Annotated in this window: 19 protein-coding genes; 12 read left to right on the top strand and 7 right to left on the bottom strand. The window is 62.8% G+C overall.

The features are described 5' to 3' along the window. Nucleotides 1-3: 3 nt before the first annotated feature. Nucleotides 4-3,441, bottom strand: a complete 3,438-nt coding sequence (gene mfd, locus JGZ97_RS11310) for a transcription-repair coupling factor (RefSeq protein WP_207062735.1) — start codon at nt 3,439-3,441, stop codon at nt 4-6. A 269-nt stretch (nt 3,442-3,710) separates the two neighbouring features. Between mfd and JGZ97_RS11305 the strand changes: the two genes are divergently transcribed. The 12 genes from JGZ97_RS11305 to JGZ97_RS11250 all read left to right on the top strand — a co-directional run bounded on the left by JGZ97_RS11305 (nt 3,711) and on the right by JGZ97_RS11250 (nt 16,208). After that, on the top strand, nt 3,711-5,141 hold the full coding sequence (locus JGZ97_RS11305) for a glyceraldehyde-3-phosphate dehydrogenase (RefSeq protein WP_207062734.1): 1,431 nt from the start codon (nt 3,711-3,713) through the stop codon (nt 5,139-5,141). Nucleotides 5,142-5,415: 274 nt separating this feature from the next. Beyond that, nucleotides 5,416-6,750 carry a Na(+)-translocating NADH-quinone reductase subunit A gene (locus tag JGZ97_RS11300; RefSeq protein WP_207062733.1) on the top strand — a complete coding sequence of 445 codons (1,335 nt, stop codon included), beginning with the start codon at nt 5,416-5,418 and terminating at the stop codon, nt 6,748-6,750. A gap of 2 nt (nt 6,751-6,752) precedes the next feature. Next, the gene (locus JGZ97_RS11295; RefSeq protein ID WP_207062732.1) at nt 6,753-7,961 is read left to right on the top strand and encodes an NADH:ubiquinone reductase (Na(+)-transporting) subunit B; all 1,209 of its coding nucleotides are present in this window, start codon (nt 6,753-6,755) and stop codon (nt 7,959-7,961) included. Further along, on the top strand, nt 7,951-8,733 hold the full coding sequence (locus JGZ97_RS11290) for a Na(+)-translocating NADH-quinone reductase subunit C (RefSeq protein WP_207062731.1): 783 nt from the start codon (nt 7,951-7,953) through the stop codon (nt 8,731-8,733). The genes JGZ97_RS11295 and JGZ97_RS11290 overlap by 11 nt, the downstream gene beginning before the upstream one ends. Before the next feature lie 2 nt (nt 8,734-8,735). After that, nucleotides 8,736-9,383 (top strand): NADH:ubiquinone reductase (Na(+)-transporting) subunit D, encoded by a 648-nt coding sequence (locus tag JGZ97_RS11285; protein WP_207062730.1) that lies wholly within the window; start codon nt 8,736-8,738, stop codon nt 9,381-9,383. Between the two features lie 12 nt (nt 9,384-9,395). Next, the gene (gene nqrE / locus JGZ97_RS11280; RefSeq protein ID WP_207062729.1) at nt 9,396-10,004 is read left to right on the top strand and encodes an NADH:ubiquinone reductase (Na(+)-transporting) subunit E; all 609 of its coding nucleotides are present in this window, start codon (nt 9,396-9,398) and stop codon (nt 10,002-10,004) included. Nucleotides 10,005-10,041: 37 nt separating this feature from the next. Then, entirely contained in the window at nt 10,042-11,265 is a 1,224-nt protein-coding gene (gene nqrF / locus JGZ97_RS11275; protein ID WP_207062728.1) for an NADH:ubiquinone reductase (Na(+)-transporting) subunit F, read from the top strand. 9 nt (nt 11,266-11,274) lie between these two features. Then, nucleotides 11,275-12,312, top strand: a complete 1,038-nt coding sequence (locus tag JGZ97_RS11270) for an FAD:protein FMN transferase (RefSeq protein ID WP_207062727.1) — start codon at nt 11,275-11,277, stop codon at nt 12,310-12,312. Nucleotides 12,313-12,321: 9 nt separating this feature from the next. Beyond that, nucleotides 12,322-12,567, top strand: coding sequence for a (Na+)-NQR maturation NqrM (gene nqrM / locus JGZ97_RS11265; protein ID WP_207062726.1), 246 nt, complete (start codon nt 12,322-12,324; stop codon nt 12,565-12,567). Between the two features lie 148 nt (nt 12,568-12,715). Further along, on the top strand, nt 12,716-14,116 hold the full coding sequence (sthA, locus tag JGZ97_RS11260) for a Si-specific NAD(P)(+) transhydrogenase (RefSeq protein ID WP_207062725.1): 1,401 nt from the start codon (nt 12,716-12,718) through the stop codon (nt 14,114-14,116). A 110-nt stretch (nt 14,117-14,226) separates the two neighbouring features. Beyond that, a complete protein-coding gene (locus JGZ97_RS11255; RefSeq protein ID WP_207062724.1) occupies nt 14,227-14,715 on the top strand; it encodes a CIA30 family protein in 489 nt (162 codons plus the stop codon). A gap of 176 nt (nt 14,716-14,891) precedes the next feature. After that, nucleotides 14,892-16,208 (top strand): AarF/ABC1/UbiB kinase family protein, encoded by a 1,317-nt coding sequence (locus JGZ97_RS11250; RefSeq protein WP_207062723.1) that lies wholly within the window; start codon nt 14,892-14,894, stop codon nt 16,206-16,208. Here JGZ97_RS11250 and JGZ97_RS11245 read toward each other — a convergent pair. The 6 genes from JGZ97_RS11245 to JGZ97_RS11220 all read right to left on the bottom strand — a co-directional run. Continuing rightward, entirely contained in the window at nt 16,205-16,867 is a 663-nt protein-coding gene (locus JGZ97_RS11245; RefSeq protein WP_207062722.1) for an ankyrin repeat domain-containing protein, read from the bottom strand. The genes JGZ97_RS11250 and JGZ97_RS11245 overlap by 4 nt on opposite strands. 251 nt (nt 16,868-17,118) lie before the next feature. Next, entirely contained in the window at nt 17,119-19,323 is a 2,205-nt protein-coding gene (katG, locus tag JGZ97_RS11240; protein ID WP_207062875.1) for a catalase/peroxidase HPI, read from the bottom strand. Between the two features lie 390 nt (nt 19,324-19,713). Next, nucleotides 19,714-21,024, bottom strand: coding sequence for an HlyD family type I secretion periplasmic adaptor subunit (locus JGZ97_RS11235; protein WP_207062721.1), 1,311 nt, complete (start codon nt 21,022-21,024; stop codon nt 19,714-19,716). Then, nucleotides 21,021-22,739 carry a type I secretion system permease/ATPase gene (locus JGZ97_RS11230; protein WP_207062720.1) on the bottom strand — a complete coding sequence of 573 codons (1,719 nt, stop codon included), beginning with the start codon at nt 22,737-22,739 and terminating at the stop codon, nt 21,021-21,023. Before JGZ97_RS11230 ends, JGZ97_RS11235 begins: the two co-directional genes overlap by 4 nt. 12 nt (nt 22,740-22,751) lie before the next feature. Further along, nucleotides 22,752-24,008 carry a glycosyltransferase family 4 protein gene (locus JGZ97_RS11225; RefSeq protein WP_207062719.1) on the bottom strand — a complete coding sequence of 419 codons (1,257 nt, stop codon included), beginning with the start codon at nt 24,006-24,008 and terminating at the stop codon, nt 22,752-22,754. A gap of 1 nt (nt 24,009) precedes the next feature. Beyond that, on the bottom strand, nt 24,010-24,676 hold a 667-nt coding region (locus tag JGZ97_RS11220), incomplete at its 5' end, for a calcium-binding protein (RefSeq protein ID WP_207062718.1).

Below are 24,676 nucleotides of genomic sequence, written 5' to 3'. Positions count from 1 at the left end.
GGGTTATTCTCCTGCGGGGGCCAATTGGGAGAGCAGGCGTTCCACCGCCTGGAAGCGCTGCTCGCTGCTGCTCATCTCCAGGGTGAATTTAAGCCGGTTGCCCCCTTCCAGTCCATAGCGTTGCGGTTGTGTCTGCACCAGCTTGACCAGGGTCAGGGGGTCGACCCGCGTGTTGGTCTCGAAGTCGATGCGCCCGCGCTCGGCCCCGGCGTCCAGCTTGGCGATGCCCAACGCCTGGGCCTTGAGCTTGAGCTGGGTGAGGCGGAACAGGTTCTTCAGGGGTTCGGGGAGCAAGCCGAAACGGTCGATCATCTCCACCTGCAGCTCCTTGAGCGCATCGCCGGTCTTGGCGCTGGCAATCCGCTTGTAGAGGATCAGCCGGTTGTGTACGTCGGGCAGGTAATCGTCGGGTATCAAGGCCGGCACCCGCAGGTTGATTTCGGCGCCCTGGTGCAGGGGTTTGTCCATGGCCGGGGCCTTGCCTTCGCGAATGGACTCCACGGCCTCTTCCAGCAATTCCATGTAGAGGCTGAAACCGATGCTCTGCATCTGCCCACTCTGCTCGTCGCCCAGCAGCTCGCCGGCGCCGCGAATTTCCAGGTCATGGGTGGCCAGGGTAAAGCCGGCACCCAGTTCGGCTGCCGCTTCGATCGCCTCCAGGCGCTTGCGGGCGTCGCTGGTGAGGGACTTGGCGGGGGGCGTCAGCAGGTAGGCGTAGGCCTGGTGGTGGGAGCGCCCCACGCGGCCGCGCAACTGGTGCAGTTGGGCCAGGCCGAACTTGTCGGCCCGCTCCATGATGATGGTGTTGGCGTTGGGCACGTCGATCCCGGTCTCGATAATGGTGGTGCAGACCAGCACGTTGAAGCGCTTGTGGTAGAAGTCGGACATCACCTGCTCCAGCTCCCGCTCGCGCATCTGCCCGTGACCGATGGCGATGCGCGCCTCGGGCACCAGGGTGGCGAGCTCCCGGGCCAGGTTGTCGATGGTCTTGACCTCGTTGTGCAGGTAATAGACCTGGCCGCCGCGCAGCAACTCACGCAGGATGGCCTCCTTGACCAGGGCCTTGTCTTTCTGCCGGACAAAGGTCTTGACCGACAGGCGTCGTGCCGGCGGAGTGGCGATGATGGAGAGGTCGCGCATTCCCGACATCGACATGTTGAGGGTGCGCGGAATGGGGGTGGCGGTGAGGGTGAGAATATCGACGTTGGCGCGCAGGGTCTTGATCTTCTCCTTCTGCTGGACGCCGAAGCGGTGCTCCTCGTCGATGATCAGCAGCCCCAGCTGGGAAAAGTCTACGTCGGCGGTGAGTAGCTTGTGGGTGCCGACCACGATATCCACCTCTCCGGACTCAAGGCCTGCCAGGGTGGCCTTCTGCTCCTTGGCGCCGCGAAAGCGCGACAGCACCTCCACGTTCACCGGCCAATCGGCGAAACGGTCCTGGAAGGTCTGGAAGTGCTGCTGGGCCAGCAGGGTGGTGGGAGCGAGAATCGCCACCTGGCCGCCGTTCTGGACGGCGATAAAGGCGGCACGCAGCGCAACCTCGGTCTTGCCGAAGCCGACGTCACCGCACACCAGCCGGTCCATGGGGGTGGGGGCGGTCATGTCGCGGATCACCGCGGCGATGGCCAGGGCCTGGTCCGGGGTCTCTTCAAAGGGAAAACCCTCGGCGAAGGCGGCGTAGTCGGTTTCGTCCAGGGTGAACTGGCGCCCCTGGCGGGCAGCGCGGCGGGCGTAAATATCCAGCAGCTCGGCGGCGGTATCGCGAATCTTCTCCTGGGCCTTGCGCTTGGCCTTGGACCACTGGTCGGTGCCCAGCTTGTGCAGCGGCGCCAGATTGTCGCTGGCCCCTGAGTAGCGGGAGATCAGATGCAGGCTCGCCACCGGCACGTAGAGCTTGGCGCCGTCAGCGTACTCCAGGGTCAGGAACTCGTTGGCCTGACCGTCGAGGTCCAGGGTCTGCAAGCCCAGGTAGCGTCCCACGCCGTGCTGGTCGTGCACCACCGGGGCGCCCACCTGCAGTTCGGTCAGGTTGCGGAAGATCAGATCGCTGTTGTCCTGCACCGCCTCCCGCCGCCGGCGCTGCATGACCCGCTGGCCGAAGAGCTGGTTTTCGGTGATCAGCTCGATGCCTGCCTTGGGCAGGCTCAGGCCCGCATCCACCGGCCCCGTGAGAATGGCGCAGAGGTCGTCGCCGGCGGCAAAGCTCGGCCAGTCGGGGACGTTGACCGGGTGCAGGTCGATGCGTGCAAGCAGCTCCAGCAGGCTTTCGCGACGCCCGGCCGATTCCGCGCAGAACAGCAGCCGCCCGCCGTGCTCCTCAATCAGTTGCTCAAGCGCTCCCAGGGGACGTTCACTCTTGGCCTCCACCGGCAGCTCGGGCGGTTCGGCGGCGGCCAGGTCGATGCGGCTGGGTTCGCGGCTCAGCTCGGTGCGCGGCAGGGCTTTAAAGGCGGCAAAGAGCTTGTTGACCTCGAGAAAACTCTCGTGGGGCGCCAGGATGGGGCGCTCGATATCGTGGCTACGGCTCTCGTAACGGCTGCGGATCTCTTCCCAGAACTCCTGGCAGGCCGCCTCCAGGCCCGCCTCGGTGAAGAGTTCGCAGTTGCCGGGCAGGTAGTCGAGCAGGCTTGCGGTCTCTTCAAAAAAGAGCGGCAGGTAGTATTCGATCCCGGGCGGCGCGATGCCGCTGCTGACGTCCTGGTAGACCGGGCAGTGGCGGGGGTCGACGTCAAAGCGCTCGCGCCAGGCCTGGCGGAAACGGGCGATGGCGGCCTGGCTGAGGGGGAACTCCCGGGCCGGCAGCAGCCGTACCTGCTCCACCTGCTCCACCGAGCGCTGGGTCTCGGGGTCAAAGGTCCTCAGGCTGTCGATTTCGTCATCAAACAGGTCGATGCGGTAGGGGAGCGGCGACCCCATGGGATAAAGATCCAGAATCGACCCGCGCACCGCGAATTCACCGTGCTCGTAAACGGTGTCGACGGCGCGGTAACCGGCGTCGGTGAGGCTGGTGCGCATCAGCTCCAGATCCAGAGTCTGCCCCTTGTCCAGCACCAGACTGTGGCCGGCCAGGTAGCTGCGCGGGGGCAGCCGCTGCATCAGGGAGGTGGCCGGGACGATCAGGATCCCGCGACTGGTCTGCTGCATGCGGTGCAGGCAGAGCAGACGATCGGAAATAATATCCTGGTGGGGGGAGAAGCTGTCGTAGGGCAGGGTCTCCCAGTCCGGAAAACTGAGCAGGGTCTGCTGCGGGTCGAAAAACTGTGCCTCGGCCACCAGCTCAGCCGCTGATTCCGAATTTTTGGCCACCACCAGAATCATGCCGTTGGTTGCGCGCGCGGCTTCGGTGATCAGCAGGCCCCGGGCGCTGCCCTTCAGGTTGCCCAGGTAACGTATGGAGCCGGGGCGGGCGGCGGGCAGGTCGGAAGGCAGCAGCAGGCTCATGGATAAAGCAGTCTCTTGGTGGTCGGGAAAGCGGGTTGGCAGAAGTTGGGGCATTGTAGCGGCTTGCGCTGCGAGCGCAATTGGCCCACGCCGACCCGCTTTATCAAAAGCAAAACTGCATTAAATGTAGGCAAATGTCGCCAAACAGGAGCCGTCGACGCTAAATTGTTGAGGCTAAAGTATAGAAGTCCGGGTTTGCCCGCATTGGCGGAAAAGCGCATAATACGGCTCCCATTTTTCTATTCTCTGACGACATTGGAGTAGCCCCCGTGAGTCAAGAAACTGTCTTTGCCGATTGGAAAGAGCGTGAGGCCTCAGCTGAGGCGATGATCCCTGTGATTGGCCGCCTCTCCCGTGAGCGCGGCGTCGAAACCTCTGTATTCGGCAAGATCGTGGTTAACCGCTCGGTCATCAATATTCTCAAAGCCCACCGCTTTGCCCGTCAGATCGAGGGTGAGGAGCTGTCGCCCCAGGACACCTACCCGATTCTTGAGATCATGGACAAGCTGGACCTGGGCCGCGCGCACATCGATGTCGGCAAAATGGCGGTTAAGTATAAGAAGGAAGGGGGCGGCGCTTCCTTGGAGGAGTTCGTCAAGGCTGAGCTGGCGGACGCGATCCGCCAGGGCGAAGAGCCTGCGCCCACTGACGTGGTGCTTTACGGTTTCGGGCGCATCGGCCGCCTGCTGGCACGCCTGCTGATCGAAAAAACCGGTGGCGGTCAGAACCTGCGCCTGCGGGCCATCGTGGTGCGTGGCCAGGGCGGCGACCTGGAGAAGCGTGCCAGTCTGCTGCGTCGTGACTCCGTGCACGGGTCCTTCCTGGGCACCATCACCGTCGACGAGGAAGACAACACCATCACCGCCAACGGCAACGTGATCAAGGTGATCTACGCCGACGCCCCCGACACCATCGACTACACCGCCTACGGCATCAGCAACGCCGTAGTGATCGACAACACCGGCAAGTGGCGCGATGCCGACGGCCTGGCGCTGCATCTGCGGGCCAACGGGGTTGCCCGTGTGCTGCTGACCGCCCCGGGTAAAGGGGTGAAGAACATCGTCATGGGTGTCAACAACGGTGACGTCACCGACGAGGATACTATTCTCTCCGCGGCTTCCTGCACCACCAACGCCATTACCCCGGTGCTGAAGGCCGTTAACGACCAGTTCGGGGTCAAGAACGGTCACGTGGAGACTGTGCACGCCTACACCAACGACCAGAATCTGATCGACAACTACCACAAGGGGGATCGGCGCGGACGTTCCGCCGCCCTCAACATGGTGCTGACCGAGACCGGTGCTGCCAAGGCGGTGGCCAAGGCGCTGCCCGAGATGGAAGGCAAGCTGACCGGCAACGCAATCCGCGTACCCACGCCCAACGTCTCCATGGCAATCCTGAACCTGAACCTGGAGAAGGAAACCACCAAGGAGGAACTCAACACCTTCCTGCGTGACACGGCGCTGCACTCCAATCTGCAAAAGCAGATCGACTACAGCAACAGCCCCGAGGCGGTTTCCACCGATTTCGTCGGGTCTCGCGCCGCCGGTGTGGTGGACGGTCTGGCTACGATCGTCAACGGCGACTCCTGCGTGCTATACGTCTGGTACGACAACGAGTTCGGTTACAGCTGTCAGGTGGTTCGCCTGCTGCAGCAGATTACCGGCTCAACCCTCAAGGCGTTCCCCATCGAGGGGTGATAGCCGCGCGTTGATTGTCTTAAAAAAGCCGCTGAAAAGCGGCTTTTTTTGTATTTGGCGTAATGGTTGGGTGTTATTTATCAATTGCAGTCCCGGTGCCGAAATAACCCCATATAGCCCATTGGTTGAGTGGAAAATAAAACCCTGCGTCTTTATAATACGGCGGTTTTTTTGGTTGGGGCATTGTTGACAATTACTACGCTTGATCCGCAAGTCGGGCCGGGTGGTCAGCGAAGCCCTGAAAGCAAGAATTTTACGTGATTGGGTGAGGCGTATGATCAAGATCAACAAAGGTCTGGATCTACCTATTGCCGGAGCGCCGCGTCAGACCATCGTTGATGGTCCCGCCGCGGGCTCGGTTGCTGTGATCGGTTCCGACTACGTGGGTATGAAACCCACGATGGCCGTTCGCGAGGGTGACCGGGTTAAGCTCGGCCAGGTGATTTTTACCGACAAGAAAACACCCGGAGTCAAGTACACGGCCCCTGCCAGTGGCGTCGTGTCCGCGATTAACCGTGGTGAAAAGCGTGCTTTGCAGTCTGTTGTCATCGATGTTGAAGGTGACGAAGCGGTCGAGTTCGCCAAGTACGAGGCGAGCCAGCTGGGACAGCTGAGCCGTGAACAGGTCGTCGAGAACCTGGTCGAGTCCGGTCTCTGGACCGCGCTGCGCACCCGCCCCTTCAGCAAAGTGCCCGCGCCTGAATCTACACCCAACTCCATCTTTGTCACCGCGATGGACTCCAACCCGCTGAGCGCCGACCCGCAGGTGATCATCGCCGAGCAGGCCGAGTCCTTTAAGCAGGGGCTGGAGGTGCTGGCGCACCTGGTGCAGGGCAAGCTCTTCCTGTGCAAGGCGGCCGGGGCCGATATCCCCAGCGTCAGCGCTGCCACGGTGGAAGAGTTCGCAGGCCCCCACCCGGCTGGCAACGCCGGCACCCACATCCACTTCCTGGACCCGGTCAGCGAGAAGAAGACCGTCTGGTACATTGGCTACCAGGACGTGATTGCCGTGGGCAAACTGTTCACCACCGGGCGTCTCTACGTTGAGCGCGTTGTCGCGCTGGCCGGCCCCCAGGTTTCCGAGCCGCAGCTGGTCCGCACCCGCGTGGGTGCCAACACCGACGAACTGGTTGCCGGCAAGGTCAAGAACGCAGACAACCGGGTGATCTCCGGCTCCGTGTTCGGTGGCCGCACCGCAGAAGGCCCCTTCGCCTTCCTGTCTCGCTACACCAACCAGGTGAGCGTACTGCTGGAAGGGCGTTCCCGTGACTTCATGGGCTGGATCGCCCCGGGCAAGGAGAAGTTCTCCCTGCTGAACGTGGTCACCGGCAAGCTGGGTGGCAAGAAGATCGGCTTCACCACCACCACCAACGGTTCCGAGCGGGCCATGGTGCCGGTGGGGCAGTTTGAAGAGGTCATGCCCCTGGATATCCTGCCCACCCAGCTGCTGCGCGCACTGGTGGTCAAGGACATGGACAGCGCCATTGCCCTGGGCGCGCTGGAGCTGGACGAGGAAGACCTCGCCCTGTGCACCTACGCCTGTACCGGCAAGTACGAGTACGGCCCCATCCTCCGTGACAACCTCACCACCATCGAGAAGGAGGGCTGATTGTGAGCATTCGTTCCTACTTGGACAAACTCGAGCCGCACTTCCACAAGGGTGGCAAGTACGAAAACTGGTACGCCCTCTATGAAGCGGTCGATACCATTTTCTACACCCCCGGCCAGATCACCAAGACCACCGCTCACGTGCGCGACGCCGTGGACCTGAAGCGGATGATGATCCTGGTGTGGATGTGCACCTTCCCGGCGATGTTCGCCGGCATGTGGAATGTGGGCTTCCAGGCCAACACCGCCATGGAGGCCATGGGCCTGACCGAGGCGGTCGGCTGGCGTGGCGCGATCATCGACGCCCTGGCCGGTCACAACCCCGACAGCATCTGGGATAACTTCATTTACGGCGCGGCTTACTTCCTGCCGATCTACCTGGTGACCTTCATCGTTGGTGGTTTCTGGGAAGTGCTGTTTGCCATGAAGCGCGGCCACGAAGTCAACGAAGGCTTCTTCGTTACTTCCGTGCTGTTCGCCCTGATCCTGCCGCCCACCATTCCGCTGTGGCAGGTAGCCCTGGGCATCAGCTTCGGCGTGGTGATCGGCAAGGAAGTTTTCGGCGGTACCGGCAAGAACTTCCTCAACCCGGCCCTGGCCGGCCGTGCCTTCCTGTTCTTCGCCTACCCGGCGCAGCTCTCCGGTGACGCGGTCTGGACCGCGGTGGACGGTTTCTCCGGCGCCACCATCCTGAGCCTGGCTCAGACCGGTGGGGTGGAAGAGATCCTGGCCAACAACATCACCTGGATGGACGCCTTCATGGGTAACATTCAGGGCTCCGTGGGCGAGACCAGCACCCTGGCGCTGCTGATCGGCGGCGGCCTGCTGATGTTCTTCAAGATCGCGGCCTGGCGCATCGTCGCCGGCGTGATGGTGGGCATGATCGGCATGACCCTGCTGTTCAACCTGATCGGCTCCGATACCAACCCGCTGTTCGCCGTGCCCTGGCACTGGCACCTGGTAATGGGTGGTTTCGCCTTCGGTATGCTGTTTATGGCGACCGACCCGGTCTCCGCGTCCATGACCAACACCGGCAAGTGGTGGTTCGGCGCGCTGATCGGCGTCATGGTGGTGCTGATCCGTGTGGTCAACCCCGCCTTCCCCGAAGGCATGATGCTGGCGATCCTGTTCGCCAACCTCTTTGCGCCGCTGATCGACTACTTCGTGGTGCAGGCCAACATCAAGCGGAGGAAGCTGCGCAATGTCCACTAACAACGATACCATCTCCAAAACGCTGATCGTCACCATCTCGCTCTGCGTAGTCTGCGCGGTGCTTGTATCGGCCGCCGCCGTGGGCCTCAAGCCCATGCAGGAGGCGAACAAGGCGTTGGACATGAAGAGCAATATCCTGGCCGCGGCTCAGATCGAGATCCAGGGGCAGGATATCAACCAGGTCTTTGACAACCAGATCACCGCACGGGTACTGGACCTGGAGACCAACACCTGGGCCGATGACGTCGATCCGCTCAAACTCGACGAGCGCAAGGCCGCCAAGGACCCTGCCGCGGCGATCACCCTGAGCGGTGACGCTGACCAGGCTGGGATCAAGCGCCACTCGCGCTACAAGACCCTCTACATGGTCAAGGACGGCGATAAGCTCCAGAAGCTGATTCTGCCGATCCACGGCAAGGGGCTCTGGTCTACCCTCTACGGTTTCATGGCCCTGGAAGGCGACCTGAACACCATCGTCGGTCTCGGCTTCTATGAGCACGCCGAAACCCCCGGCCTTGGCGGCGAGGTGGACAACCCCAGCTGGAAAGCGCTCTGGCCGGGTAAGGAAGTCTACGCCGACAATCCCCTGGATCCGGCCATCGGTCTGATCAAGGGCAAGGTTGAGCAGGGCACCGCCAACGCCGAGCACAAGATCGACGGCCTGGCCGGCGCCACCCTGACCTCCAACGGCGTCACCAATCTGGTTCAGTTCTGGTTGGGTGAGAACGGCTACGCGCCCTTCCTGGCCAAACTGCGTTCAGGAGAGGTTTAATCATGTCTCAAGTTAAAGAAGTCGTCACAAAACCGGTCTTTGAGAACAACCCCATCGCCCTGCAGATCCTCGGGATCTGCTCGGCCCTGGCGGTTACCAGCTCCCTCAAGGTGGCGCTGGTCATGTCGCTGGCGGTTATCGCCGTCACCGGGTTCTCCAACCTGTTCGTGTCCCTGATCCGGCACCATATTCCGAACAACATTCGGATCATCGTGCAGATGACCATCATTGCCTCCCTGGTAATCGTAGTTGACCAGGTGCTCAAGGCCTTCGTCTACGACCTGTCCAAGCAGTTGTCGGTATTCGTCGGTCTGATCATCACCAACTGCATCGTGATGGGGCGGGCCGAAGCCTTCGCCATGAAGAACGCCCCCGGCATCAGCTTCATGGACGGTATCGGTAACGGCCTGGGCTACGGTGCGGTGCTGATGTTCGTCGGCTTTATCCGCGAACTGTTCGGCTCCGGCTCCCTGTTCGGTGTCGAGATCTTCTCGCTGGTGAACAACGGCGGCTGGTACGTGGCCAACGGCCTGATGCTGCTGCCGCCCTCGGCTTTCTTTGTCATCGGCCTGATGATCTGGGGGCTGCGCGCCTGGAAGAAGAACCAGGTGGAACAGCCCGAGTTCACCATCGCGCCCAACACCAAGTAAGAGGAGAGAGTCGTGGAACATTATATTAGCCTGTTCATTAAATCGATTTTCATCGAGAACATGGCCCTCGCCTTCTTCCTGGGGATGTGTACCTTTATCGCCATCTCCAAGAAGGTGCAGACCGCCATCGGTCTGGGCGTTGCGGTTATCGTGGTGCTGGGCATCACCGTGCCGATCAACAACCTGATCTACACCTACCTGCTGGCTGACGGCGCCCTCTCCTGGGCCGGCCTGCCTGAGCTGGACCTGAGCTTTTTGGGATACATCTCCTACATCGGGGTTATCGCGGCCATGGTACAGATCCTGGAGATGATCCTGGATAAGTACTTCCCGCCGCTTTACAACGCCCTGGGGGTGTTCCTGCCGCTGATCACCGTAAACTGCGCCATCATGGCCGGTGCACTGTTCATGGTGGAGCGGGATTACAACTTCGGCGAGTCCGTGGTGTACGGCCTGGGTGCCGGTCTGGGCTGGGCCCTGGCCATCACCGCCCTGGCGGGAATCCGCGAGAAGCTCAAGTACAGCGACGTGCCCCACGGCCTGCGCGGCCTCGGCATCACCTTCATCACCGTCGGTCTGATGTCGCTGGGCTTTATGTCCTTCTCTGGGGTGCAGCTCTAAGGCTGCGCGGTACGGATCAATAAAAGGTTAAACGAACATGGAAATTATACTCGGTGTAATCATGTTCACAGCCGTGGTACTGGCGCTGGTAGCGGTGATTCTTTTCGCCCGCTCCAAGCTGGTCAACAGCGGTGATGTGACGATCGAGATCAATGGCGATCCCGAAAAAACCATCAAGGTCCCGGCCGGCGACAAGCTGCTGGGCACCCTCGCCGGCCAGGGGATTTTTCTCTCCTCGGCCTGCGGCGGCGGCGGTACCTGCGCGCAGTGCAAGTGTATCGTCGAGGACGGGGGCGGCGACATGCTGCCCACTGAAGAGAGCCACTTTACCAAGGGCCAGAAGCGCGAAGGCTGGCGTCTTTCCTGCCAGGTGGCTGTTAAGCAGGACATGAAGATCGAAGTGGAAGACGACGTCTTCGGCGTGAAGAAGTGGGAGTGTACCGTTGAGTCCAACCCCAACGTCGCCACCTTCATCAAGGAGCTGACCCTGCGTCTGCCCGAGGGCGAGGACGTAAACTTCCGCGCCGGTGGCTACGTGCAGCTTGAATGCCCGCCCCACGTTGCGGCTTACAAGGACTTCGACATCGATCCGGAGTACCACCCCGACTGGGACAAGTTCAACATCTGGCGTTACGTCTCCAAGGTCGACGAGACCGTGATTCGCGCCTACTCCATGGCGAACTACCCGGAAGAGAAGGGCGTGGTCAAGTTCAACATCCGTGTGGCCACACCGCCCCCCGGACGTGACGACGTGCCCCCCGGCAAGATGTCCTCTTACGTCTTCAGCCTCAAGCCCGGCGACAAGGTTACCGTGTACGGTCCCTTCGGTGAGTTCTTTGCCAAGGACACCGACGCCGAGATGGTCTTCGTGGGCGGCGGTGCCGGTATGGCCCCCATGCGCTCGCACATCTTTGACCAGCTCAAGCGCCTGAAGTCCACCCGCAAGATCTCCTACTGGTACGGCGCCCGCTCCATGCGCGAAGCCTTCTACCAGGAAGAGTTCGACCAGCTGGCCGAGGAAAACCCCAACTTCGAGTGGCACCTGGCCCTGTCCGATCCGCTGCCCGAGGATAACTGGGACGGCTACACCGGCTTTATCCATAACGTGCTGTACGAAAACTACCTGAAGGACCACGAGGCGCCTGAGGATTGCGAGTACTACATGTGTGGACCGCCGATGATGACCTCGGCCGTGATCAAGATGCTGGAAGACCTGGGCGTCGAGCCCGAGAACATTCTCCTCGACGACTTCGGTGGCTAACGGCAGTTAATGGTCACGCTTTGTAATGCAGCCGTTCTCGTCCGCTGGGCAGCCCTCGGGCTGACCCTGCTGGCGCTGAGCGGTTGCTCTAACGGCGGCCGCGAGGCCGTCGTTCACGTTTTGCAGGGTGCCACCATGGGCACCAGCTACAGCGTGAAGCTGGTTGGCCCGGCCAACCTTGATCTCGACCCTCTGCAGGCACGCTTGCAAGGCATCCTGGACCGCATCGAGGGACGCATGTCCACGTACCGGGACGATTCGGAACTAAGCCGTTTCAACCGCGAGGCCAGCGGGCAGTGGCAGGCCGTGTCCGAAGAGACCGGGCGGGTGGTGGCGCTGGGAATTGAGATCAGCGAATTGTCGCAAGGCGCGTTTGATATGACTGTCGGTCCGTTGGTGAACCTCTGGGGGTTCGGACCGGGGGCGGCCATATCCAAGGCTCCTTCCCAAGAAATCATTGACCGTACCCGCGAGGAGATCGGTTATCGAAACATCGAGGTGCGAGAGGCGCCGCCGGCGTTGCGTAAACATAACAACGCCTACCTCGACCTCTCCGCCATCGCCAAGGGCTACGCGGTCGATCAGCTGGCAGAAGCGCTAGCGACGGAAACCGACGCATTTTTGGTGGAGGTAGGCGGCGAGCTTCGAGCCCAGGGGACCAAGCCCGGTGGCGAAGCCTGGAAAATCGCCATTGAAAGTCCTCGCAGCGAGACCCGGGCGGTACAGCGGATCATTCGGGTGCAGGATACGGCCATCGCCACCTCCGGCGACTACCGCAACTACTTTGAGGAAAACGGGGTGCGCTATTCGCACACCATCGACCCCACCAGCGGGCGCCCCATTGCGCACAAGCTCGCCTCGGTGACTGTGCTGGATTCCTCCTGTGCCCGGGCCGATGCTTTGGCCACGGCCCTGATGGTGTTGGGAGATGAGCGGGGGCGGGCTCTTGCCGAACGGATGGAACTGGCGGCGTTTTTTATTATCAAGGGTGACGAGGGGTTTGTGGAATATGCCACGCCTCAGTTCGACCCGTATCTGATTCAGTGAGGTAATCCAATGGAAACCTTCATCTTTACCTTTGCTATTTTGCTGCTGGTTATCGTTGGCGCCTCCGTGGGCGTGGTCATGGGGCGCAAACCCATCAAGGGCTCCTGCGGGGGCGTCGGTGCCGCACTGGGGGAGAAGGATTACATCTGCCCGGTCTGCGGGGACGATCCCAACAAGTGCGAAAACGAAGAGAAAAAGGGCAAGACTGCCTCCGAGCAGGGGGGCGATCTCGCCTACGAACTGCCCAAGCGCTGAAGGCAGTGGCTACGGGTGAAAGCCCGGCGAATTAACGCTGCGAAGCAATAGGCAACGCCGTAACAGCGAATGCCGGCGCGTGAAGAGGCAGGCCGGGGGCCGCATGCGGCTGCTCCAAAGGATTCTTAGACAGTAATAGGGGAAACGAATGGCGGTTTATGACTATGACGTGGTTGTGATTGGTTCAGGGCCGGCCGGAGAGGGAGCGGCGATGAACTCGGCCAAAAAGGGCCGGCGCGTCGCAGTGGTTGAGATTCGTGACCAGGTCGGCGGCAACTGCACCCATGTCGGCACCATCCCGTCCAAGGCGCTGCGTCACTCGGTCAAGCAGATCATCGAGTTCAACACCAACCCCATGTTCCGGGATATCGGCGAGCCGCGCTGGTTCTCCTTTCCCAAGGTACTGAAAAGCGCCGAGAAGGTCATTGCCAACCAGGTGATGCTGCGCACCGGCTTCTATGCTCGCAACCGCATCGACGTCTACTTCGGCCGCGCCAAGTTCGAGGACGCCAACACCGTGCGGATCCAGCACGCGCAACGGGCTGACGATATCCTGAAAGCCAAGAACGTGGTGATCGCTACCGGTTCCCGGCCCTATACCCCCACCGATATCGATTTCACCCACCCGCGGATCTACAACTCCGACACCATTCTCAAGCTCGAGCACACCCCGCGTACCCTGATCGTTTACGGCGCCGGGGTTATCGGCAGCGAGTACGCCTCGATCTTCGCCGGGCTCGGGGTCAAGGTTGACCTGATCGACAACCGTGACCGGCTGCTTTCGTTCATGGACGACGAGATTTCCGACGCCCTCAGCTATCACCTGCGTAACAACGGCTGCACCATTCGCCACAACGAGGAGTACGAAGTGGTGGAAGGGGACGACCACGGCGTGCTGCTGACCCTGAAATCCGGCAAGAAGATCCGCGCCGACGCCTTCCTGTGGTGTAACGGCCGCACCGGCAATACCGACGACCTGGGGCTGGAGAACATCGGTCTTGAGGCTGACAGCCGCGGCCAGCTGAACGTCGATGATCACTACCGCACCGGGGTCGAGGGCGTTTACGCCGCCGGCGACGTGGTGGGTTGGCCGAGCCTCGCTTCGGCGGCCATCGACCAGGGCCGGGCGGCGAGTTCCGATATGCTCAAATCCGACGACTTCCGCTACGTCGACTCGGTGCCGACCGGGATCTACACCATTCCCGAGATCAGCTCCGTGGGTAAGACAGAAATGGAGCTGACGGCCGCCAAGGTGCCTTACGAAGTCGGCCAGGCCTTCTTCAAGGATATTGCCCGGGCGCAGATTATCGGCGAGCCGGTCGGCATGCTGAAGATCCTCTTCCACCGCGAAACCCTGGAAATTCTGGGTATCCACTGCTTCGGTGACCGCGCCTCCGAGATCGTCCACATCGGTCAGGCCATCATGCAGCAGGAAGGCGAGGCAAATACCCTCAAGTATTTCGTCAACACCACCTTCAACTACCCCACCATGGCCGAGGCCTACCGGGTGGCGGCGATCGCCGGCCTCAACCGCATCGCCAATATCTGAACCGGGCCCGAAAGGGGGCGGCTTGCACGCCCCCGAGCCCCCATCGCCGACCACTCCCGCCCGGTTTTGACTAGGCTAACAGCCAAACCATAATGGGAGCGGGCGGCGGCATGCTGATCGATTTTCAGAACCCCGAAGAGGCCTGCCGTTGGCAGCCTATCAGCGATGCCGTTATGGGAGGATGTTCCGTGGCTCGCCTGCGATACGAAGAGGGTCGGGGTGTCTTTGAGGGAGAGGTCTCCCTGGCCAACAACGGCGGCTTTGCTTCCGTACGCCGTGCCCCTGAGGCTTTTGATTCGGGTTCGTCAAGCGGCCTTGCGCTGCGTGTCCGCGGGGATGGGCGCCGTTACCAGCTGCGGCTTAAAACCGACGACGCCTTTGACGGCATCCTCTACCGGGCTTGCTTTCAGCCCCGGGCCAACCACTGGCAGGAGCTGACCCTGCCCTGGAGCGCTTTCGAGGCGGCATTTCGCGGGCGGGTGCTGAGGGAGGCCCCTGCTCTGTCGCCAGCGAGGGTGCGGCAGTTCGGTTTGATGACCGGGGACAAGCGCGCGGGGCCCTTCCGCCTGGAGCTGGTCTGGATCCGGCTCTGTCACTGAGGGCTCTGGCTTGCTCCTGTTAGCGGAGCCGGTTTAGCGGAAAGCCGGTCAAGCCCGCAGCTCCGGTCAGTTATCCGGCTCGATGCCCATAACTATCGATGAGCTCGCCCAACGCCCGGGGGTGATCTGTAGCCGTCGCCGGCGCGTAACCAGAGAAGCCGAGAATGGAGGAGACCATGGACAAAGCCCGTTCCCTGCCCAGGGGCCGCTTGGCGCGACTTGCTCATCTGGGTTGGCTGGTCGGTTCAGTGGGACTGAACACCGTGGCGGCCGGTGCGAGGGAGATCGGGCGGGGACGCCGCCAGGGCTTGTCGCAGCTGCTGGCCAGTGCCGATAACCTGAATCAGGTTGCGGGACGCCTGGCTCAGATGCGCGGCGCGGCGATGAAGCTTGGGCAGTTGCTCTCCATGGACGCCGGAGACCTGTTGCCGGCAGAGCTCGCCGAAATTCTCGCCCAGCTGCGCGAGAAGGCTGATGCCCTGCCGGCGGACCAGCTGGAGCCGGTGCTCAAAGAGGCCTGGGGAGAGGGCTGGCGGCGCCGTTTCCGTTACTTTTCGCCTAGGCCGCTGGCCGCTGCCTCCATCGGCCAGGTTCACGAGGCCGAGACGCTGGATGGACGCCGGCTGGCGGTGAAGGTCCAGTACCCCGGGATTCGCGAAAGCATCGACAGTGACCTGGATAACGTGGCGGCGTTGCTGCGACTGATCCGGCTGGTGCCGGATGAAGTGGAACTGGCGCCGTTGCTGGAGGTGGCCCGTCGGCAGCTGCATGAAGAAGCCGACTATTCGGCCGAGTCAGGCCACCTCGCTGCCATGGCTCAGCTGCTCGAGGGCGATGGGCGTTTTCAGGTTCCCAGCGTAGACCCAGCGCTTTCCACCGACAGGGTGCTGGCGATGTCTTACCTGGACGGTGTGCCCATCGAGCGGCTCGTCGGACGTACGTCGGGTGAACGGGAAGCCGTGGCCGTTGCGCTGGTTGAGCTGGCCCTGCGGGAAGTGCTCGCCTGGGGCGTAGTGCAAACCGACCCCAACTTCGCCAATTATCGCTACTGCCCGCAGTCAGGGCGGCTGCAGCTGCTCGATTTCGGGGCGGTAAGGCGCTTTCCGGCGGAGCGGCGTCATGCTTTGCGCCGACTGTTGCAGGCGGGAATGGACAATGACGGCGCGCGGTTGTACCAGGCGGCGCTTGCGATCGGTTATTTGGGGGAAAGTGATCCGGCGTTTTACCAAGAGACCATTTGCGGGCTGTTGCACGATGCGTTTCAACCCTTCCGGGTCCCGTCTTATGATTTTGGGGCTTCGGCGCTTGCCCGACGGATGAGTGAGCGGGTACTCGCTTTGCGCCTGGAACGGCGCTATACCCGCATGCCGCCGCCGGATGTGCTTTTTCTGCATCGTAAAGTCGGTGGGTTGTACATGCTTTTGCGAAGGCTTCGAGTATCCGTCGCGGTGCGGGATATCTGTCAGCGGTTTCTGGCCACCCTGCAGCCTTAGCGTCCTCCCGCCGCCTCCAGCAGGGCGGCCATGCCCTCAAATCCTCGCCGGCGTGCGTGCTGCAGCGCGGTGATTCCCGACCGGTCTTCGATATTGGGGTCGGCTCCGGCTTCCAGTACCATTCTTACCACGGTCAAGTGATCTTCGTCGTCGCGGCCCAGGATCGCCGCCTCCAGCAGGCAGGTCCAGCCCAGGTTATTGACCAGGTCCAGGTTGATGTCGGCTTCGATCAACTGGCGCACCACGTCCACGTGGGCGTGCTCGCAGGCGGGAATCAGGGCGTTGCCGCCGTAGCGGTTGAGCAGGTTGAGATCGGCATCGTTGGTCAGGGTCAGGGCCATGATCTCGGCTCGTCCCTCGGCACCGGCCACCAGGTGGGGGCTGTCCTGAATCACATCCTGGGCATTGACGTCAGCGCCCTCGGCGATCAGCACCCGGGCCACCTCCGGGTGGTTGTTCCAGGTGGCGAGGAGCAGGGCGGTCATTCCCCGCTGGTCCGGTTCGTCCACGGGCACTCCCTGGGCTAGCAGCGCCTCGACGGTCGCAAGATCTCCCCGGGTCGCAGCCTGGCGCAGCGCCGCCCCTGAATCGGCAAAGGCCTGGGGGACCAGCGCCAGCCAGACAATAATCGCCGGAATGATGCGGTGCTTGCTGGGCATGGAATCTCCTTGGCTAGAGGTACGGTTCGTGGGCGTTTGGGGTGTTGCAACTGTAGCTTGCAACGCGTTGCCGCGCCTCTGGGGGAGAGCTGTCGAATTATTTAACAGGGAACAGGGAACAGGGAACAGGGAACAGGGATTGGGACGGGGTAAGGGGTAAGGGGGGAATTGAAAGGCCGGGTTCAGTCAGGCCGCGTTAATTCCGAGGGGACGGAGTTTGCTCTCCGTCCCCTGGGCGCAGCGGGCGCGCGTTAGTCGCGATCGGCGAGGTCGAAGCGATCGAGGGTCATGACCTTGGACCACGCCTTGACGAAGTCCTCGACGAACAGCTCCGCACCGTCGTTGGCGGCATAGACCTCGGCCACAGCGCGCAGCTCTGCGTTGGAGCCGAACACCAGGTCGACCGGGGTTGCGGTCCATTTCACCTTGCCACTGTTGCGGTCGACGCCTTCGTACAGGCCTTCGGTGCCCTCAGCCTTGCGCCACTCGGTGGAGAGGTCCAGCAGGTTGACGAAAAAGTCGTTGCTCAGGGTGCCGGCGCGGTCGGTGAAGATACCGTGCTCACTGCCGTCTGCGTTGGCGCCAAGGGCACGCATTCCGCCCAGCAGTGCGGTCATCTCCGGCACGGTCAGATCGAGCAGGGCGGCACGCTCCACCAGCATCGCGGTGGGTGAGCGGCGATTGCTGCTGTCAAAGTAGTTGCGGAATGCATCCGCCTTGGGTTCGAGCAGTGCGAACGCCTCTACGTCGGTCTGCTCCTGGGTGGCGTCGGTGCGGCCCGGGTGGAAGGGCACTTCAATCTCGTGGCCTGCCTTGGCGGCGGCGGCCTCGATGGCGGCGGCGCCGCCCAGGACCACCAGGTCGGCGAGGGACACCTGCTTATCGGCCTGGCCGGCGTTGAAGTTCTGCTGAATCTGGGTCAGCTTGTCCAACACCTTGGCCAGCTCATCCGGGTTGTTGACCGGCCAGTCCCGTTGCGGCGCCAGGGCGATGCGGCCCCCGTTGGCGCCGCCGCGCATATCGGTGTTGCGGTAGGAGGCGGCAGCGGCCCAGGCGGTGCGGACCAGCGCGGCGCGCTTGAGCTCCGAGTTGATGATCTGCTTCTTGAGATTGGCAATATCGCCGTCATCGATCAGGGCGTGTTCGACTGGCGGCACCGGGTCCTGCCACAGCAGCATGGCATCGGGCACTTCGTTGCCCACGTAACGGGCCCGGGGCCCCATGTCACGGTGGGTCAGCTTGAACCAGGCCTTGGCGAACGCTTGCTCGAAGGCGTCCGGGTTCTTCTGGAAGCGCTGGGCGATTTCCCGGTAGGCGGGGTCGAACTTCAGCGCCAGGTCGGTGGTGAACATGATAGGGGGGTGCTTCTTGTCCGGGTCGTGAGCGTCCGGGACGGTGTTGGCCGCCTGACCGTCAGCGGGGATCCACTGGGTGGCGCCGGCCGGGCTCTTGGTCTTGACCCATTCGTAGGCGAACAGGTTATCCAGGTACTGGGTGGTCCAGGCCACGGGGTTGGCCGACCAGGCACCTTCCAGACCACTGGTGATGGTGTCGGCGCCCTTGCCGCTGCCGCAGCGGTTCTCCCAGCCAAAGCCCTGCTGTTCGATGCGCGCGGCGCCCGGTTCCGGCCCCACGCAGTCGCTGGGATCGCGTGCGCCGTGGGCTTTACCAAAGGTATGGCCACCGGCGATGAGGGCCACAGTCTCCTCGTCGTTCATGGCCATACGGCCAAAGGTGTCGCGAATGTCCTTCGCGGCCAGCAGCGGGTCGGGATTACCGTTGGGGCCTTCCGGGTTCACGTAGATCAGCCCCATCTGCACCGCAGCGAGAGGCTGTTCGAGCTCGCGGTCACCGCTGTAGCGTTTGTCCGCCAGCCACTCGCCCTCGGGCCCCCAGTAGACCAGGTCCGGCTCCCAGTCGTCCTCGCGACCGCCGGCAAAGCCAAAGGTCTTGAAGCCCATGGACTCCAGCGCCACGTTACCGGTGAGTACCATCAGGTCCGCCCAGGAGAGGGCGCTACCGTACTTCTGCTTGACTGGCCACAGCAGACGCCGTGCCTTGTCCAGGTTGGCGTTGTCGGGCCAGCTGTTGAGGGGTTCGAAGCGCTGCTGGCCGCCGCCGGCGCCACCGTGGCCATCGGCCTCGCGGTAGGTACCTGCACTGTGCCACGCCATGCGGATGAAGAAGGGGCCGTAGTGGCCATAGTCCGCCGGCCACCAGGGTTGCGAGGTGGTCATGACTGTTTCGATGTCTTTTTTCACCGCCTCGAGATCGAGGGCTGCGAAGGCCGCGGCGTAATCGAAATCATCGCCCAGCGGGTTTGATTCCGGGCTGTGAGCGCGCAGCGGCGTCAGGTCGACTTGGTTGGGCCACCAGTAACTGTTGGGTTTGGGGTCTCCCTGGGCCAGTGCCGGACCGGCAGAGACCAGGGCGGCGGTCGCCAGCGCAATCGCCATTTTGCTGATGAGGGGTTTGTGATGGGTGTTCATGGAGTGGTGCCTCCCTCGAGTGGGGTTCATCATTCTCTCCGTCAGACCCAGGCAAAGGGTTAGACGGGTGCCCTCGAGTGGCCGGTCGTACCGCTTATCTCGACTCTGCCACCGGGGGGCAGACTCGGTATTTTTCAGTTTTTATCAAGTCGACCGATAGCGGAAATTCAATTTTGCTATGGTGGCGATAGGCGCGCTGTATGGTCGGTAGGCGTGCTTTATAAATGATTTTATATCAGCGTATTAGCTGCTCAGTTGAGGCTGTTCCTGGGTGCAGGAGCAAGCGCTTCTGGCACGTCTTGGGGGGTAGCCGACAGAGGCGAGGTTCGCCCCTGTCGGACTGTTGGTTACGGCGGGTTAAGGCTCCCTGAGCGAGCGCCTGAGAGTGTCGTGAATCGGCGCCAGGAGGTATTCCAGCACGGTGCGGCTCTCCACGAGCACGTAAACCTCGGCGGCCATTCCCGGCTTGAGGGTGGCGATGCCGGCGTTTTCCAACGCCTCCTGCCGCGGCTCGACCTGAATGGTGTAGCGGGGTATCCCATCCCGGTCGGCCAGCGCATCGGCGGAGATGTAGGTCAGGTCACCCCGGGTCAGCGGAGTGGTGCGGGCGTTGAAGGTCGTAAAGCGCAGTTCCGTGGGCTGTCCAAGGTGCAGGTGCTTGATGGCATCGACCCCCACCCGGGCTTCGATCAGCAGGGGGGCGTCGTCGGGCACCAGCTCCATGAGCGGTTCGCGGGGCGCGGCTACTTCGCCCGGTGAGTTGATTCTGAGGTTGACCACCTTGCCGGAAACCGGCGCCAGCACCGCCTTACGCCGGGCCGCGTCCTCGGCCGGTCTCAGGCGCTCGCGCAGCTCCACCAGGCGCTGGTGGCCCGCCTTGTACTCCTCCGCCGCGATCCGCTGGTACTCGTTGCGTGTTGCGGCGATGCGCAGCTGGAGGTCGTTTTTCCGCTGGACTGACTTGGCCAGCATGGCTTCGTGCTCGCCCTGGCGCGCACTGAGTTCGGCGACCATGCGCTCCAGGGAAAGCAGGCGGGCGCGGGGAATGTACTGGCTGTCGACCAGTTTGGCGTTCAGGTCCAGTTCGTCGCGGGCCAGGCGCACCGCGTTTAACGTCGCCTCTTTCTGACGGTCAAGGGCCTGTTGCTCGTCGATTACCGCCTGCAGCTGTTGCTGGTAACTTGCGAGCTGTTCATCGAGCAGGTGACGCCGAGTGCGAAAGATTTTCAGTTCCCTAAGGTAGGCCCTGTCGAAAGCGCCCGTGTCATGATGACGGTGGTACGCTTTGTCCAGCTCGGCTTCACCCAGGGCAAAGTTCGGTTCGAGTTGTTGTTCTGCGTCCAGCCGCGCCAGTTTGATCGACTCCAAAAACACCAGCTCGCGCAGCAGCTCCTGGTTGGCATCGATGCTGACGTTCTCAAGCTCCAGCAGCACCTGTCCCGCCTTGACGCTGTCGCCGTTGCGCACCCGGATATCCTTCACCACGCCACCGTCGGTGTGCTGCACGAAGGTGCGGTTGGTCGCGGTTTTCACCTGGCCTGCGGTGACCACGGCGCTGTGCAGGGGAGCAAGCCACATCCAGCCGGCAAAGGCCAGGATGAATAGGATGATGGCCAGGACGCCGAGGCGCTGGCCGGAGAATGGGGTGGAGTTGGTTTGCCGGCTCATGCGCTGACCTCCTGTGCCGACCGGAGCGGTTGAGGCGCGCCCGCTTCGCCAAGGCGTGCCAGCACCGGCTCACGGGGGCCCATCATCTCCACCCTGCCTTCGCGCATCACCAGCAAGTAGTCGAGGGTGGCGACCAGGGCGGGTTTATGGGTCACCATCACCAGGGTCGTCCCTTGGCGCTGCATCTGCTGAAGGGCGTGCACCAGGGCCTGCTCCCCCTCGGTATCCAGGTTGGCATTGGGCTCGTCAAGGACAATGATCTTGGGGCTTCGGAACAGCGCCCGGGCGAGCCCGATGCGCTGGGCCTGGCCGGCCGAAAGGCGAATGCCGCCTTCGCCGACACGGGTGTCGAACCCCTGGGGAAGCTTGAGAATCATGGCGTAGGCGTGGGCGAGCCGGGCGGCCTCGACCACCTCCTCCCCTGCGCCGGGCTGAAAACGGGCGATATTGTCCGCCACCGTACCCGGGAACAGTTCGACATCCTGCGGCAGGTAGCCCAGGTGCGGGCCAAGCAGGTCCGGGTCCCAGTGGTGGAGCTCAGCGCCGTCGATGCGAACCTTACCGGCTCCGGGGCGCCAGATGCCGACCAGAATTTTTCCCAGGCTGGACTTGCCGGCGCCGCTGGGCCCCAGGATGCCGAGTGATTTACCGGCGGCCAGGGTGAAGTCGACCTGGCGTAGAATCGGCGCGTCGGCATGGATTCCTGGCAGGGCGACCTGCTCCACCTGCAGGCGTCCCTGCGGCGTGGGCAGCGGCGTGCGCTCCGGCTCATCCGCGCCTTCGGCCAGCAGGGTGTCGAGCCGGCTCCAGGCGTCGCGGGCGCCGACCAGACCGTTCCAGTTGCCGATCAGGGCTTCCACGGGCGCCATGGCGCGCCCAAACAAAATGGTCCCGGCAATCATGACCCCCGGGGTGACGCTGGCGTCGATGACCAGCCAGGCCCCCGTTCCCATCATCGCGACCTGGGTGCTTTGGCGCAGGAACTTGGTGATGGCGAGGAAGGTGCTGCCCCGGTTGCCGCTCTGCTGCATCAGGGTGAGGGCTTTTGCGTTTTCGCCGTGCCAGCGCTCAGCAAAGGTGGATGCCATGCCCATGCCGTTAATGACATCGGCGTTTCGGATCCCCTGGTCGATCAGCCGACTTGCCTGTGCGCTGGTGTTGGCAAGCTCCGTCAGGGTGCGCCGGTTGGTGCGCTCGCTGGCCCAGGCCAGTAGCATCAACAGCACGGCGCCACCCAACGCGATGGCGCCCAGCGCCGGATGAAACAGGTAGATGACTGCGACGAAGGCGATCATCCAGGGCGCGTCGAACAGGGCCAGGATGCTGGGACCGGCGAGGAAGGTGCGCAGGGTGGCGACATCTCGCAAGCCGCTGGAAGGGGCTTCTGGCGCCGGGGAGCTGGAGCGACGGATGATCCGCCGCAGCACCGGCTCGGCCAGACGCTCGTCGATTTTCTTGGCAACGTCGATTAGCAGGCGCGCGCGGGCGGCATCGACCAGGCTCATGGCCAGCAGGGGCAGGGCCACGCCGAGCGTCAGCATCGCCAGTGTGGCTTCGCTGCGACTGCTCAGCACCCGGTCGAACACCTGCAACATGTAGAGGGCAGGGCCGAGCAGCATCAGGTTGACGAAAACGCTGAAACTAAGGGCATAGCCCAGTGGGCGGCGCAGGTGGCTGAGCAGCGGTGAAAGGGAAGGGCGATCGTGAGAAACCATGGAAACCTTACATCAAGTCAGGATGGGATGAGGGGCCAGCAGGTCCAGTATGCGCGGCAGGCAGATACCTTGGAGGTCGTAGGTGGTGCACGCTGTCTCCCGGGCGGCGGCCCGAATCGGCGTGAGCGCCTGGCGATTGGCCAGCAGGCTAGCGGCTCTGGACGCCAGGGCCTGGGCATCGAAGAAGTCGGTCAGAAAGCCGTTGTCGCCGTCCCGGATGACCTCCCGCACCGGCTTGGTGTCGGACCCCAGCACCAGGCAGCCGGCGCTCATGGCCTCGAGCATCGACCAGGAGAGGACGAAGGGGTAGGTCAGGTAGACGTGCAGGGCCGATATTTGCAGCACTCGCAGGTAATCGGCGTAGGGCAGGTGTCCCAGAAAGTGAACCCGGCTGTGGTCTACCGAATTGCCCCAGGCGGCAACGTACTGCTCCCGATAGCTGGCGGCATCCGCCGGGGGCTTGCCGTAGCTCACGCCGTCGCCACCGACGATCAGGATATGCGCCTGAGGGCGTTGCTCCAGAATCAGCGGAACGGCCTGCATGAAGGTGTGGAATCCGCGGTAGGGTTCCAAATTACGGGCGACGAAGGTCACCACTTCCTGCTCACGGGTTAGTGTTTGTCCGCCAACCTGAACCTGAGCCTTTTCATCGGGCCGGATCCGCGCGGTATCGATGCCGTCGTGGCAAAGGTGAATTTTGTGCTGCCAGCTAGGCGGAAACCGGGACTTTTGCCACGCGGTGGGCGAGATGGCGGCATCGGCGGCTTCGAAACTGAGTTGCTGAGTGGCGTTCTTGATGCGCACTCGACAACGGTCATCCAGACTGTCTGGGAACGCTGGATCAAATCCAACGTCCGCGCCCTGAGTCTGGTAATAGAATTCGAGGTAGTGGATATGCCTAGCCTGGGGCCAGGCTTCCTTGAGAAAGAGGGCTTCCCCCCAGCCGGGGTGTGCGATCACCACGTCGGGCTGAAAGCCTTGTCGCTTGAGTGAAAGACATGCCCGGAGAACCGTTTGGCCCCGCCGGACGTGCGCTTCGAGTCCACGAAGGTACTGGTGGGTATGGGATCCCGCCCCTTCAGGGGCGGGATAGCCAACGGTCTTGATCCGCGGGTGGGGAGAGGGCCGCCGGCTGACGTTGCCCGTCTCCCCGAGCGCCATCACCTCATCGCCTCGCTCGGCCAGCGCCCGCGCAATGTGCGGAAACTGGCCGGGGAAGTTCTGGTGGACGAAGAGGTAGCGTGTCCTCCTGGATCGGGTGCTCGGCATATTACGAGACGGTGAAGTCTCCGGCTGAGAGCGCCAGCCCTGCCGACAGCGAGGCAAACTGCACCGCGCCTTCTGCGCCCGATCCGTCCGGATCGTAGTAGAGGGCGCCGCTGGTGCTGTCGTAGATCAGGTAGTCGTTCGCATCCGCCGCCTCGGTCACCCCGGCGCCGCTGACGAATAGATCCGCCGCCAGGCCGCCGGTACTGGTCAGCGCCGTGAATATGCTGTTTTCCAGCTGGATCTTGTCACTGCCGACGGTGAAGTCGGTGAGCATATCCAGGTTGGTGGCAGCATCCAGCGCCTGATCAAAGCGGAAGGTGTCGTTACCGGCCCCTCCCGTGAGGACGTTGCTGCCGGCGTTACCGGTGAGCACGTTGTTGAGGGCGTTGCCGGTGGCGTTGAGGTCGGCGCTGCCGCTGAGGGTCAGGTTCTCGACGTAGTCTGCCAGCGTATGGTTGACGCTGGCGATGACGGTGTCGGTGCCCTGGTTGGCATTTTCCACCACTTGGTCGCCGGCGTTGTCGACGTAGTAGGTATCGTCGCCGTTACCGCCTGTCATGGTGTCGGCGCCCAAGCCACCATCCAGGATATCGTTGGCACGGTAGTAGTTGTAGGTGGAGGTGATGGAGTTATCCAACTCGTTACCGGTGGCGGCAACGGTGTATCCG

This window comes from Motiliproteus sp. SC1-56 (genome assembly GCF_017309075.1).
In the GTDB taxonomy this organism is placed as follows: Bacteria; Pseudomonadota; Gammaproteobacteria; order Pseudomonadales; family Balneatricaceae; genus Motiliproteus.
This window is presented reverse-complemented; position numbering and strand designations above follow the sequence as displayed.

Bases quoted from the DNA above. Each gene is read 5' to 3' on its own strand.
- JGZ97_RS11245 (WP_207062722.1), bottom strand. From the start codon at position 16,867: ATGCCCAGCAAGCACCGCATCATTCCGGCGATTATTGTCTGGCTGGCG.
- katG (WP_207062875.1), bottom strand. From the start codon at position 19,323: ATGGCGATTGCGCTGGCGACCGCCGCCCTGGTCTCTGCCGGTCCGGCA.
- nqrF (WP_207062728.1), top strand. From the start codon at position 10,042: ATGGAAATTATACTCGGTGTAATCATGTTCACAGCCGTGGTACTGGCG.
- sthA (WP_207062725.1), top strand. From the start codon at position 12,716: ATGGCGGTTTATGACTATGACGTGGTTGTGATTGGTTCAGGGCCGGCC.
- mfd (WP_207062735.1), bottom strand. From the start codon at position 3,441: ATGAGCCTGCTGCTGCCTTCCGACCTGCCCGCCGCCCGCCCCGGCTCC.
- JGZ97_RS11300 (WP_207062733.1), top strand. From the start codon at position 5,416: ATGATCAAGATCAACAAAGGTCTGGATCTACCTATTGCCGGAGCGCCG.
- nqrM (WP_207062726.1), top strand. From the start codon at position 12,322: ATGGAAACCTTCATCTTTACCTTTGCTATTTTGCTGCTGGTTATCGTT.
- JGZ97_RS11285 (WP_207062730.1), top strand. From the start codon at position 8,736: ATGTCTCAAGTTAAAGAAGTCGTCACAAAACCGGTCTTTGAGAACAAC.
- JGZ97_RS11255 (WP_207062724.1), top strand. From the start codon at position 14,227: ATGCTGATCGATTTTCAGAACCCCGAAGAGGCCTGCCGTTGGCAGCCT.
- JGZ97_RS11270 (WP_207062727.1), top strand. From the start codon at position 11,275: ATGGTCACGCTTTGTAATGCAGCCGTTCTCGTCCGCTGGGCAGCCCTC.
- JGZ97_RS11250 (WP_207062723.1), top strand. From the start codon at position 14,892: ATGGACAAAGCCCGTTCCCTGCCCAGGGGCCGCTTGGCGCGACTTGCT.
- JGZ97_RS11230 (WP_207062720.1), bottom strand. From the start codon at position 22,739: ATGGTTTCTCACGATCGCCCTTCCCTTTCACCGCTGCTCAGCCACCTG.
- JGZ97_RS11290 (WP_207062731.1), top strand. From the start codon at position 7,951: ATGTCCACTAACAACGATACCATCTCCAAAACGCTGATCGTCACCATC.
- JGZ97_RS11235 (WP_207062721.1), bottom strand. From the start codon at position 21,024: ATGAGCCGGCAAACCAACTCCACCCCATTCTCCGGCCAGCGCCTCGGC.
- JGZ97_RS11225 (WP_207062719.1), bottom strand. From the start codon at position 24,008: ATGCCGAGCACCCGATCCAGGAGGACACGCTACCTCTTCGTCCACCAG.